Origin of the sequence: Arthrobacter sp. AFG20, assembly GCF_002892795.1 — a bacterium.
Classification (GTDB): Bacteria; Actinomycetota; Actinomycetes; order Actinomycetales; family Micrococcaceae; genus Arthrobacter.
In genome coordinates this window covers 44394-55832 of sequence record NZ_PJMC01000021.1, presented here as the reverse complement: position 1 = coordinate 55832, position 11439 = coordinate 44394, and the positions used below count along the sequence as shown (strand labels likewise).

Sequence of the window (11439 nt, the reverse complement as noted above, 5' to 3'; positions counted from 1 at the left end):
GATACCAGCGCGTGAGAGCGGCGCGTGCCCCCTCCGAGAAATGCAAATAAGGACGATCGCCCGAACGGAGTAAGCCACCACTATCGGGGTGGCCAACCGAGGCCGGCTTCGCGCGGTCATGCCGCAAAGGATCTTTATCGTTGAGGGATGCCTTGGGTCGACTCACAACCACCTCATCGTCACGGAAGCCTTTCTTCATAAGGGCAATTGCGCTGTTGTGCGCAGTTCTTCGGCTGTCGCAGTGCCGAATCCGAAGAACTCGAGGTAAGCGGGGATCATCTCGAACAGCATGTCGCTGCCCACCTGAACTGTGCATCCCTTCTGCTTGGCGGCCTGCAGGAATGGGGTCATTCCGGCCTTCAGCACGACGTCCCCGACATAGGAGCCGGGGGTGATCCGGTCGATGTCGACAGGCATGGGGTCACCGTCCCTCATGCCGAGCGGGGTGGCGTTGACGATCAGGTCGTAGCCCTCGGGATCATTGGACCCCACGGCGATCTGCACGTCAGGGTAGTGCGCGCTGATGCGCTGGGCGAGCCCATCGGAGGCACCTGTATCAGGGTCGAACAAGCCGATGCCGGCAAGTCCGAGGCCGGCCAGTGAGGCGGCGATCGGCGAGCCCACGCCGCCGTTGCCGACGACCAGGGCCCGCTTGCCGTGAGGGTCGAATCCTTTGCGCAGGGCGCCGCGGACGAAGCCTGCTCCGTCGAACTGCTCGGCCAACAGTGATCCGTCATCTCGCCTGAGGACGGCATTGGTGGCACCGGCGATCTGGGCAGTTGGGCTGACCTCGTCGACGAGGTTCATGGTGACCACCTTGTGCGGCATGGTGACAAGCGCACCTCGGATGTTGGTTAGCGTGAAGACGGAGCGGAAGAAGCCGCGGTAGTCCTCCGGTTTGATCCCCATGGGGACGACGACTGCATCGATCGCGTGCGTTTCAAACCATGGGTTGCAGATCAGAGACGACTTGAACGTGTGCGTGGGATATCCCAGGTGCGCGATGAGCGTCGTCGTTCCGCTGATCATCGGGTTCGCCCGTTTGCGCGGTGCACCCAGCCCCGTCACTGGAACATCTGTCCAGGAGCAGACTTGGTCGCCGTGCTCAGCCCAGTACTCGTCCCAGTGTGCGAGCTTGACAGGGTCGCGCTCGAGGCCTCGCCTGCGCAGCCTGTCCTGCAAGATATCGGGAGCCACGCGGACCTGGACGACTTCGATGACAAGAAGCCGGCCAGTTCCTGGCCCTCCTTCAGGCCACGGTCGGCACCTATGACGAGGGCCCCTTCGGCTGTGAGTGCGCTGACGACTGCATCGCCGATTCCGCCACTTGATCCGGTCACCAGAACGACTTGGTCTGCTCGTTTCATCTTTCTAGGTCCTTACTTGAGGTGTTTCCCAAAGGGTGTGCCATGGCTCCGGGCGCGGCTGCTTCAGTGGGCGTCGCTCCGTGCCCGACCTTCTGCCGCACCGTTGAAGCCTGTTGTCTGCAATCCCCCGGTCCAGGGTGGCGTACGTGCCGGTGCTGACTAGCTGTTGTTCGCGCTGGTGGCGTGGCTTGCCCATTGCCGGCCTTCTTGTTCTTCTGTGGGCAGTCCGGAGGCGGCGAGGATCCGGTCGAGCAGCCGCTGGGTATGGACGGCTTCGCGACCGGAGGTCAGTGGCTGGGCCCTGTCGGCGACCCGGTCCAGGAAATGGTGGACGGCGGCGGAGAAGCCGAGCGTATCGGTCGCTGTGGCCCAGCCGTAGGCCTCGGCGCTGAGCTCGCGCGAGGTGGTGACTCCCTTGACCGTGGTCGAGACGGTTTCCGGTGCCCTGACTTCCACGGTCTTGCCGTCGCCGTAGGCGTCGAGTTTTTCACTCCAGGCACCTGCTGTCCGGGCTGCGATGAGCACTCCGGTGTTGCCGGTGCTGAAGCGGATCATGGCTGCGACGCCGTCTTCTTCCCAGGGGTCATCACCGGCGGCGTGTGCGGCCACGTCCACTGGTTCGCCGCCGCAGTACCAGCGGAGCAGGTCGACCATATGGATGGCGTTCTCGAACGTTGCACGGTATTCGGATCCGGGGCGGTTCTTTTGTGCGACGCAGAAGGTAGCGCCTTTCGTGCCAAACAGCTCACGGCCGGCGGTGTAAACGGGGGCGTAGCGGCGGTTGAAGTCAACCATCAGGATGCGCCCGCGCTCGTCGGCGAGGTCGGCCAGACGCTCGGCTTCTTCGGTTGCCGGGGCCAGGGGCTTTTCGCAGAACACGTCGACGTCGCGGCTCAGGCATAGTTGGACCGCGTGGGCGTGTTCGGAGCGGGGTGTGAGGACGAAGACTGCGTCCAGGTCCTGCGCATCCAGCATGTCCTCGACCGACTTGTAGGCGGAGCCGAAGCCCCAGCGTCGGACCAGGCTGCCCGGATCCTTACGGCGGGACACCAGGGCGGCCAGCTCAACGTCGTCGCGCTGGACGAGTGTGGGCAGCTGGGCAATGGTTGCGATGTTTCCGGCGCCGATGACGCCGACGCGGAGGCGGTTGGTGTTCATCGGGCGTTCCTTACCTGGGCGGGATCAGAGAGCATGGCGCGCAGGACGTCGGCTGATTCCCTGAATCCGTCCTCGGGCTTGGGAAGGTCTTGCCGGTGCCAGCGGTATTCAAGTTCGATGCTGAGCACGTCGTCGTAGCCGTGCTGCACCAGCCCGGAGAGAATTTGGGGCCAGGGAACGACGCCGCTTCCCACGACGCGGGACCGTACGGCCCGCTCGGAAGCGTTAACCCGGGCTGTTTCGGTTGCGCGGAACGCTGCGTTGGGATCGGTGAAGACAAGGTCCTTCACATGCACGTGGCCGATCAGGTCGCCTTGAACAGCGAGGGCCTGTTCGAACTTTTCGTCGTGGGTGAATGTCAGGTTCGCTTGATCGTATAGAACGCGGATGGCCGGGTGCGCGACTTCGCGGACCAGGGCTGCGGTCTCGGCCGCGGACTGGGTCATTGTGCCGAAGTGATTCTCAACGCACAGCCGCACACCTGCCTGTTCAGCTTCCGGTGCAAGGGTTTGCAGCGCATCCACGAGTCTTGCCCACCGCCGGGCATGGTCGGAGTCCCCGGCATGCCAGGACCCGGCGTAGACACGGACCCGGTCAGCCCCGACCATGTGCGCGGTTTCAATGGCACCGCGGAATTCATCGACCGCGCCGCGCCACTCCACGTCATCGAGGGAGTTGATGGCTGTCGTGTAGGGCGTAAGACCTGCGATCGGCACGCCTTCGCTGTCGGAAGCCTTCAACGCCTCCATCGCGGCGCGCCGGTCTCCCAGAGGTAACCCTGACAGGTAGTCGTCCTGGTAGATGACCTCCGCGGCGTCGAGGCCGGCGGCTTTGAAGAGCGCCAGTGCTTGGGGAACCGTGTGGTCCGGGGTTCCGAGTGTGTGACCTGCAAGCCGCATCATTGGTTGTCCTTTCTGGAAGTGTTTGTAGCTGCTGCCCAGTCCGCAGGACCGACCAGCCGGGGTGGGGCGGCGACGCGGGACCGGTCGACGATCTCCATCAGCAGGCCCCAGGGGGTGAGGAAGTAGGTCCAGCGGTTGCCGGCTACGCGCGGGCTGTCGCCTGCGACTTCTTTGCGCTCACCGAGCACCCGCACCCCGGGGGTTTCCTGCAGCACGGCGATCGCTTCGTCGACGTCGTCCACGACGAAGCACAGGTGGTGTCCGCCGGCATCGCAGTGCCGTGGCGGGGTGTCGCGCCGCTCAGCGCTGCTCCACTCGAAGAGTTCAATATTGAGGTTCGGGGGCAGGCGGAGCATGGCGAGCGTTAGTTTCGCATCTGCCGGTACGTTGAAGTTTGTGGGCATGAATTCTTCGTCCGGCCCGCGTTCGGAGCGGTACAGTTCCTCGGCCCCGAGCACGTCGACGAAGAACCGGATACCTTCCTCGAGGTTGGGGACGGTCAGGCCGACGTGGTCCGTGTGCTGGAGTCCCGGCAGCCGCCGGAGTGTTTCTGCGGGGGCGCCGTTAGTCTGCGCGGTCATTTGCGTGGTCCTGAAGTGGAGGCACGGACCAGTAGTTCAGGTTCGAGGACGATGTGGTCCACGGAGCCGTCGATGTTCTGCTTCTCGGCCAGTTCGATGGCGATGTGTCCCATGTCGGCGATGGGTTGCCGGATGGTGGTCAGGGGAGGGTTGAACCGGGCGCCCAGTGCCAGGCCGTCGAAACCGATGACGGACACGTCCTCGGGTACGCGCACTCCGCTTTTGCCGAGGGCGGAGATGACCGCGAAGGCGACCATGTCGTTTGCCGCGATGATGGCCGTTGGGGGTTTCTCCATCTCGAGGAAATGCTCTGCCCCGCGCGTGCCCGCATCCAGATCCGACCCGCTGTCCAGCACGACTGGTGCGCTGCCGCTCTCGGCGGACAGTTCCAGGTACGCGTCCATCCGGTCCTGGGCGGTGTGCGTTCCGGCGATGCCGGATACGTAGCCGATCGACGTGTGCCCCAGTGCATGCAGGTGGTCCAGTGCGAGCATGATTCCGCGGCGGCTGTCGACGGTGACCGTTGGGACCGCATCGTCGCCTTCCACCCGGTCGATCACGACGACTTTGTGGCCGAAGTCGAAGCGTTTCAGCGCCTCGGTGTCGACCTTTGTAGAGGGTGCGACGATCCCGAAGGGGGCATACATGGCCTGCATGGCGATGAAGTATCCCTCGGTCTTGGCAGGGTCCCCGTTGGTGACGCAGAGCAGCAGCTGGTAGCCGCGCTCATCGGCGGCCTGTGTCATCGTCTTGGCCAGTTCTGCAAAGAACGGGTTGGTGATGTCAGGGACGATCAGCGGGATGAAGGTGCTGGTCTTTTTGCGGAGCGCCTGGGCGAGTGGACTCATCGTGTAGCCGAGCCCCTCGGCGACACGGAGGATGTGCTCGCGGGTTTCACTTTTCACCGCTTCCGGGCGGGAGAATGCCCGGGAGACCGTGGACCGGTGGACACCGGCGGCTTTCGCGACGACGTCGATACTCAGATCAGGCATGTTCTCTTCCTCCGTGCTGGTCGTCATAGGCCTGCCAAATGGGGCGCATGACGTCTTCGAGCTGGGCCAGCGTAGGCAAGCCCTGGAATCCATCTTCCAGCGTCTGGGCGACCCGCCGCACGAACGGATCGTAGAGCGGGTCGCTGTCCACGTTGATCGTGGCGGACTCGCTTGTCCCGTCCAGGGCGGTGAAGGTGGCAGAACCATCGGAGTCAACGGAGGCGTGTCCTGCCTCACCGACCGACGTGTAGCTGCAGTAACGCTTCAGCGGGGAGCCCGGGAAGGCGTATCCGACCTCCACGATGGCTTCCCGTCCCTCGGGCGTAGTGATGATGAGACTGGCGTGGTCCTCCACGTCTCCGCCGTGCAACGTTGACGAAAGCCGGGACTGCACACGAACAGAGGTCTCGTTACAGCCCTGCAGGAACAGGTCCACGAAGTGTGGGCCCAGGTTCGCCAGGCACCCTCCGCCGGCCTTGGCCGGGTCCAGCATCCACGGATTGCCGTTATTGAGGTAGCGGGACGGCGGTCCGGCAATAAATGAGGTCCGCTGATATGTCGGCCGGCCGGCTTTGGCGAGCCACCGGTCGGTGGGGCCGTCCCGCTGGATGAGTGGGACGGTGGCGGGCACACCGGCTGCATCGGCCGCTTTGCGCACTGCAGATAGTTCGGCAAGGGACGTTCCCAGCGGCTTTTCCACCACGAACGGGATACCGCGTTCGATCAGGGCATGACACTTCTCCGCCATACCATCGTGCGGGCCAAAAACGTAGGCAAGGCCAACATCGGGAAGGTCAACCAGCTTCCGCCAGTCAGCTTCCACCGGCGCTCCCCAGCCATCAGCCAACCCCTGCACGAGGGACACGTCGTCGTCACTGACACCGACGACCTGGTGCACTTCAGCGATGGCATTTGCGTACAGCGGAGTGTGCCAATGGGAAGCACCAAGAATGATTGTGCGTTCGTAAGTCAACCGCGATACCCCCTTGTATGAGATCGGTTGCTGAGATCGGTTGCAATAACAGTATGGATGGTGGGAAAGTTTGTCAACGACACTTCAACAGTGGCCCAGGCAACAAGGAGCATCAACACGCTTGGGCCCCAAGAAAGGCACCCATGTACAAGAAACTTCGCACCCTGCAGACCATCGACGAATCCGGCGCCGTCCTCATCGTCCGCCTCGAGAACGCTGACCTGGCAGAACGCGTTGCCGAAGCTGCCATCGCCGGAGGCTTCCGCGCCCTTGAAATCACACTTTCGATCCCGGGTGCCGTCGATGTAATCCGCCGCCTCTCCGCCAGGCATGGGGCCAATGGAGTAGCGATCGGGGCCGGAACGGTGCTGGACGAGCACTCGGCCTACGAGTGCATCCGCGCCGGGGCTGAATTCCTGGTGAGTCCCCAGCTGAATCCGGCAATGATCCGGACAGCAAACCGGTACCAGGTACCCACTATTAGCGGGGCCTACACACCGACCGAGCTAGTCAACTCCGCCGAGGCCGGCGCTGACATCCTCAAGCTCTTCCCCACCGAAGCCGGCGGAATCCCCTATGCCAAGTCCGTTCTCGCCCCGCTCGCACACCTGCCGATCATGCCGGCAGGCGGCGTGACCGTAGAGAACGTCGGCGAATGGTTCGCGGCAGGCGTAGCAGGTGTCGGCGTCGGCAGCTACGTGACAAAAGCATGGCAGCCGGACGGCGACTTTACCCTCGTCACCAAAGCCGCCGAGGAGTTCCTGTCAGCCGTGGCAGAGGCCCGCCGATGACGATCCCCAGCGTCTATATCGTTATTGGCCCGGCCGGCTCAGGGAAAACGACGGTCGCGCAGAAAACAGCAAAGGAACACAACGCGGCATACCTGGACAAGGACCGCGTATGCGGACGCTTCGTCGAGTTCGCGCTGAAGGCAACCGGACACGACCCCACCGACCGGGAATCCAACGACTACTATCGCGACAACCTGCTTCCCCTCGAGTACGAGACACTTATGGACGTCGCCGGGGCGAATCTTCGCCTGGGCCGCTCGGTCGTGCTCGATGCCCCTTTCGGGGCCTACTTCGATGAACCGGATTTTCTGACGCGCGCGGCAGAAAAGTTCCATTGGCCAGCTTCTGCGACCACGGTGGTGCGGGTGAGGGTTCCCCAGGACCTTCTGCGGGACCGGCTAACCCGCCGCGGCTTGGAACGGGACCAGTGGAAACTTTCCCATTGGGATGAGTACTGGTCCGTCTACGGAAGTTTGGAATGCGCGTGGTCCGGTGTGCAGTACCTGGACTTCAACAACGAGACACCCCTTCCGGCAGAGGGGTGACGGCCCAACCGCCAGAACAGCTCATTTTAATCAGTTTCTCGCGGGCCGTTCTTACAGCCCGCAGCATGAATGGGCGCTACCACCCCTAAATCGACCGAGGCAACACGTCTGCCTCCACTGCACAAAGGGCTTGCCCTCCCCTGGAGGCGGCAATGCCCGAACCTGCGACGCCGCTCACAAAAAGACGTTGACAAGTCTCTTTCGTCGCCCTTAGTGTTGTTGCAACCGATCTCTGCAACCGATCTCAGCAATCGATCTTATTCGTTCCGGTGACAAGCCGAAGGACCGATTGCCTCCGGTTCAATCCGTAACCCCTCCTCAGCAAAACGTGAAAGTATGGAGAGTTCAATGAAGACCTCAAAAGATGCGCTCGACAGCTCGGGCCTTCCGGAAGTGCCCGAGCCGCCCCGGCGCTCCGTCAACATGGTGGCCGGAACGATCGGCCACTTTGTGGAGTGGTACGACTGGTACATCTACGGGCTGCTGGCAGCAGTGTTCGCGGGACAGATATTCCCAAGTGAGAACCCGTTTGCGTCTCTTGTCGCAGCGCTGCTCACCTATGCGGTCGGTTTTGTTATACGCCCGCTCAGCGGAATCATCATTTCGCCGCTGGCCGACCGCTACGGCCGCCGGCTCATCCTGACGCTGTCCATCTCCGGGATGGCGCTCGGCTCTCTGATCATCGGCCTTACCCCTTCATTCGCGACGATCGGCTACGCAGCACCTGTTCTCTTCCTGGTTGCACGCATCCTCCAGGGAATCTCGGCCGGCACCGAGCAGCAAAGCGCCATCGCGTTCATGGTCGAACACGCTCCCGCTAACCGGAGGGGCCTGTTCGGCTCGTTCTCCAACATGGCAAGCGGCCTTGCGACCCTCGCAGCGACCGGTTCGGCCGCAATCGTGACAGCATCCTTTGCTCCCGCCGAACTCGCAGCCTGGGGTTGGCGAATCCCGTTCGTCATCGGCGGCGTCCTCGGCGTCGCCGGTCTCATCCTGCGGGCCCGCTCGGATGAGACCCCTGAGTTTGAGGCAGCTGCCCTCGTCGATCAAAAGTCCGCCTGGGCGCGCCTGAAGGACCTGCTCCGCGAACACCCGAAGGCTCTGCTCCAGGCGGCGGCACTCTCTGCCCCGGCCGTGGCCTACTACACCTGGGCCACCTTCCTCCCCACCTACGCCAAGCTGACCACCGGCCGGGACCTGTCCTCCACCCTGGCCGGGAGCGTTATCGGGCTGGTCTTGCTCGTGGTCATCGTGCCGGTCTGTGGATACCTTTCGGACCGCCTCGGCCGCCGCAAGATCTTCCCCATCATCGGCGCCATCGGCATGATCGTACTCTTCTACCCGTTGCTTCTGCTGCTGAACCAGCCAGGCTTCTGGGTCTACGTTCTTGTCTCAGCGTCCGGGTGGGTGGTTCTCGGAATCTGGCAGGCGGTCTACCCGACAATCCAGGCCGAGCTGTTCCCGGCCTCAGTCCGGGTAGCAGGCATCGGTTTCGCGCACCAGATCGTGATCGCCGTCTTCGGTGGCACCGCACCACTTATCGCCGCTGCCTTCGTCGGTGCCGGACAGCCCATGTTCGTTGCGTACTACATGATCGCCATTGTCACCCTCTCCCTCATCGTCTACTTCACTCTCCCCGAGACCGGCAGCAAGGGCGCGCGTGCCACCGTCGCACCGGCAGACCGCGAAGTGCTGGAAGGCGAGCACCTGCTCTTCGAGACTCCACACGGCGGGACCCAGGCGAATGGTTCTAAACCGTAGACCTCAATCCCCTCCACAACACTGCACATGAGGAAAGCCCTCGACCCGCTCCGGTCGAGGGCTTTCCCCTTAAGAGGAAACACGAAACTTTCTCCCAGGTGCCTTTGGAGTACATCCCAAGCTGACGTCAGGCAGGAGCTCCGGAGCCGTTCAGGAGGGGTGGGATTTTCATTTCCCCGCGATGGTTTCTTGGATCCAAACCTGACGCTTCCCAATGCTGGGTCACATCGCGTTTTCCCTGCTTGCCAAACGTCCCCGACATGGGTTTCCGCTCGGAAGGCGGCGCCCCGCGAACGGAACCATTGCTGATGGCGAAGTCATGCCGCTTCACTCCTCCGCTTCGATAGACAAGTGGAAGTTCCATCGCTGCTTGTCATTCTGATATGCCCCATGATCGCTGGGCGGGACCTCGGCGCAACCAGGGCGCTACCGCGCCGACCCCGGAACCGAAAACTTCTGCACTGAAAGACCGAACCATTGGCCCCGGATGAAGTTTTCGCCCCCGGCGCCGGTCCCCCAAGTTGCACTCCGGCCCCTCAACCCAGCGGCTGGTCCCCTACCAGAACGACGCCCACAACCAACAACCGCAGAAAATCACGGCAACACAAAGGGTGAAGGGAAACACGGGATCATGGAAAAGCTCACGATCACAACACCATCAGATGTGCTCAGCTTCATCGGGCACACCCTGGGCTTCTGGCCCCAGGAAAGCCTCGTCTGCATCACCCTCAACGAGAACAGCATCGGCGCCACCCTCCGGATCGACCTGCCCCGCCAACCCGGACAGGAACTCCCCTACGCACGCACCGTCGCCCACTACCTCACCAGCGACACCAACGCGACGTCCATCATCTTCTCCGTCTACACCAACGAAACAGCGCAGCACGGACAGGCCAGACCCCACGCCGGCACCATCGCAGCGCTCACCGGCGTCCTCGCCGAACAGGGCATCACGATCCGGGACGGACTCTTCGTCGGCGACGAAACCTTCTCCCCCTACGACGGCGAACCCGGCACCAACCTCGCCCTGCCCGTCAACTCCACCCAGACCAGCGCGATCAACGCCGAATTCATCTACCGCGGCAGCTACATCGAACCCACTGACCGGATCACCCTCCCCACCACCGGCCAGGCAGCAGCCAAAGCGGCCGCCGTCGAACACCACATAGACTCCATCGCCGCCCTACCAACCGACACCGCGCTCCAGCAAGGCCGGAAACTCTGGGCCAACATGCTCGACTCCAAGACCTTCCCCAACGACGATGACTGCCACGCACTGGTCGCCCACCTGCAGTTCCCGGCGATCCGCGACCGGCTCATCGCCGATATCCCAGGAATGAACGAGCCCATGCAACAAATCCTGTTCGCCCAAACCGAAGCCGCCCCGAAATGGTCACGCATCGAATGGGCACAACAACTGCTCCTGCACGCCTACACTCGCACCAGCGCCGAGCACGCAGCCCCCATTCTGACGGCCATTGGCTACATCAACTGGTGGGAAGGCAGAGGCAGCAAAGCCCACCAATTCCTCCAACTCGCCCTCGACACCGACCCCGCCTACCGACTCGCCCGCCTCAGCGACCAAATGATCGGCTCAGGCCTGGTCGCAGGCTGGAACATGAACAAGAACACCGCATACAAAACACTGCCCTACGACCTCCCGTAAGCCACTTCGGACTGGCCGCGTTGGCGCAGGTTAACAGAAGGTCCACTGTGGGCTCTTCAAAACTGCCAAGGGAGTACCTATGAAAAGGGGTCTTCGGGACTAGTTCAGTCGTCGAAGCGCAGGGAATCGCCGGGCGTTACGCCCAGGTGAGTCCTACCTGCAGGAGAACGCGCGGAGAACGGCCAGCGGGTCGTCGCGTTCACCTGACCGGTCTTCGGCGCCGGCGACCCGGTATACAGGGGCGTGGACATCCCGCCTCGCTTTTTCAAGGTCGCCGCTTTCCTCCACCAGGGCGCGCTGGCGGCCACCGGCTACGTCGTGGACCAGACACCCCAGCTGGATGACCTGCCGGAGATCCCTCCGCCAGGAGTCAGCGATGACGCTCCCCGCGCTCGGGCCGTGCCGGACCTTCCAGGTATCCATCAGGGTCGTTGCCCTGCTCCCTGGCTTGGGCCAGGAACTGCTGCGCTAACTCTTGCTAATCCACAGTGACTCTTCACCGCAAGCGGCTTTCAATGCCTTCCTCTCCCGCTGACAGCGATGTTTTGAAAGTCGTCTTGCCCGAGAGTACGCGCAACATGGAGACGGCCGACTGGTACCTGGCGTCGGTGGTGTGTTCGTTTAGGCATCTGTGGAAGGGAAGCTAATTGACTAGGGGCGTGGTGACCAGGTTTCGCCCCCCAGGATCTTTCAGGATGATGTG

The 11439-nt window shown here is 63.0% G+C and carries 11 protein-coding genes and 1 pseudogene; 4 read left to right on the top strand and 8 right to left on the bottom strand.

Features of this window, described 5'->3' with window-relative positions; genetic code table 11:
• Positions 1 to 195: 195 nt before the first annotated feature.
• From CXZ05_RS19780 to CXZ05_RS19750, 7 genes and pseudogenes are all read right to left on the bottom strand, one after another.
• Positions 196 to 1197: a shikimate dehydrogenase gene (locus CXZ05_RS19780; RefSeq protein ID WP_254865669.1), complete on the bottom strand. Its 1002-nt coding sequence runs from the start codon at positions 1195 to 1197 to the stop codon at positions 196 to 198.
• Positions 1198 to 1271: 74 nt separating this feature from the next.
• Positions 1272 to 1367 (bottom strand): annotated as a pseudogene (locus CXZ05_RS19775) (SDR family NAD(P)-dependent oxidoreductase); the annotation flags it as partial.
• A 159-nt stretch (positions 1368 to 1526) separates the two neighbouring features.
• Positions 1527 to 2525 carry a Gfo/Idh/MocA family protein gene (locus tag CXZ05_RS19770; RefSeq protein WP_102974187.1) on the bottom strand — a complete coding sequence of 333 codons (999 nt, stop codon included), beginning with the start codon at positions 2523 to 2525 and terminating at the stop codon, positions 1527 to 1529.
• Positions 2522 to 3427 (bottom strand): sugar phosphate isomerase/epimerase, encoded by a 906-nt coding sequence (locus CXZ05_RS19765; protein WP_254865668.1) that lies wholly within the window; start codon positions 3425 to 3427, stop codon positions 2522 to 2524. Before CXZ05_RS19765 ends, CXZ05_RS19770 begins: the two co-directional genes overlap by 4 nt.
• Positions 3424 to 4008, bottom strand: coding sequence for a VOC family protein (locus CXZ05_RS19760; RefSeq protein WP_102974186.1), 585 nt, complete (start codon positions 4006 to 4008; stop codon positions 3424 to 3426). The genes CXZ05_RS19765 and CXZ05_RS19760 overlap by 4 nt, the downstream gene beginning before the upstream one ends.
• Positions 4005 to 5000, bottom strand: a complete 996-nt coding sequence (locus CXZ05_RS19755; protein ID WP_102974185.1) for a LacI family DNA-binding transcriptional regulator — start codon at positions 4998 to 5000, stop codon at positions 4005 to 4007. Before CXZ05_RS19755 ends, CXZ05_RS19760 begins: the two co-directional genes overlap by 4 nt.
• On the bottom strand, positions 4993 to 5973 hold the full coding sequence (locus CXZ05_RS19750; protein ID WP_079599121.1) for a Gfo/Idh/MocA family protein: 981 nt from the start codon (positions 5971 to 5973) through the stop codon (positions 4993 to 4995). The genes CXZ05_RS19755 and CXZ05_RS19750 overlap by 8 nt, the downstream gene beginning before the upstream one ends.
• Before the next feature lie 143 nt (positions 5974 to 6116).
• Between CXZ05_RS19750 and CXZ05_RS19745 the strand changes: the two genes are divergently transcribed.
• The 4 genes from CXZ05_RS19745 to CXZ05_RS19730 all read left to right on the top strand — a co-directional run bounded on the left by CXZ05_RS19745 (position 6117) and on the right by CXZ05_RS19730 (position 10736).
• Positions 6117 to 6764 carry a bifunctional 4-hydroxy-2-oxoglutarate aldolase/2-dehydro-3-deoxy-phosphogluconate aldolase gene (locus CXZ05_RS19745; RefSeq protein ID WP_079599120.1) on the top strand — a complete coding sequence of 216 codons (648 nt, stop codon included), beginning with the start codon at positions 6117 to 6119 and terminating at the stop codon, positions 6762 to 6764.
• Entirely contained in the window at positions 6761 to 7309 is a 549-nt protein-coding gene (locus CXZ05_RS19740; protein ID WP_079599119.1) for an AAA family ATPase, read from the top strand. The genes CXZ05_RS19745 and CXZ05_RS19740 overlap by 4 nt, the downstream gene beginning before the upstream one ends.
• Positions 7310 to 7657: 348 nt before the next feature.
• On the top strand, positions 7658 to 9070 hold the full coding sequence (locus CXZ05_RS19735; protein WP_102974184.1) for an MFS transporter: 1413 nt from the start codon (positions 7658 to 7660) through the stop codon (positions 9068 to 9070).
• Between the two features lie 631 nt (positions 9071 to 9701).
• Positions 9702 to 10736, top strand: coding sequence for a DUF4192 domain-containing protein (locus tag CXZ05_RS19730; RefSeq protein ID WP_102974183.1), 1035 nt, complete (start codon positions 9702 to 9704; stop codon positions 10734 to 10736).
• Between the two features lie 153 nt (positions 10737 to 10889).
• Here CXZ05_RS19730 and CXZ05_RS23200 read toward each other — a convergent pair whose 3' ends face one another.
• Positions 10890 to 11159 (bottom strand): hypothetical protein, encoded by a 270-nt coding sequence (locus CXZ05_RS23200; RefSeq protein WP_079599011.1) that lies wholly within the window; start codon positions 11157 to 11159, stop codon positions 10890 to 10892.
• Between the last annotated feature and the right edge of the window lie 280 nt (positions 11160 to 11439).

Excerpts from the sequence above, each read along its gene's own strand:
- CXZ05_RS19770 (WP_102974187.1), bottom strand. The coding sequence starts at position 2,525 with ATGAACACCAACCGCCTCCGCGTCGGCGTCATCGGCGCCGGAAACATC.
- CXZ05_RS19765 (WP_254865668.1), bottom strand. The coding sequence starts at position 3,427 with ATGATGCGGCTTGCAGGTCACACACTCGGAACCCCGGACCACACGGTT.
- CXZ05_RS19760 (WP_102974186.1), bottom strand. The coding sequence starts at position 4,008 with ATGACCGCGCAGACTAACGGCGCCCCCGCAGAAACACTCCGGCGGCTG.
- CXZ05_RS19755 (WP_102974185.1), bottom strand. The coding sequence starts at position 5,000 with ATGCCTGATCTGAGTATCGACGTCGTCGCGAAAGCCGCCGGTGTCCAC.
- CXZ05_RS19745 (WP_079599120.1), top strand. The coding sequence starts at position 6,117 with ATGTACAAGAAACTTCGCACCCTGCAGACCATCGACGAATCCGGCGCC.
- CXZ05_RS19740 (WP_079599119.1), top strand. The coding sequence starts at position 6,761 with ATGACGATCCCCAGCGTCTATATCGTTATTGGCCCGGCCGGCTCAGGG.
- CXZ05_RS19735 (WP_102974184.1), top strand. The coding sequence starts at position 7,658 with ATGAAGACCTCAAAAGATGCGCTCGACAGCTCGGGCCTTCCGGAAGTG.
- CXZ05_RS19730 (WP_102974183.1), top strand. The coding sequence starts at position 9,702 with ATGGAAAAGCTCACGATCACAACACCATCAGATGTGCTCAGCTTCATC.
- CXZ05_RS23200 (WP_079599011.1), bottom strand. The coding sequence starts at position 11,159 with ATGGATACCTGGAAGGTCCGGCACGGCCCGAGCGCGGGGAGCGTCATC.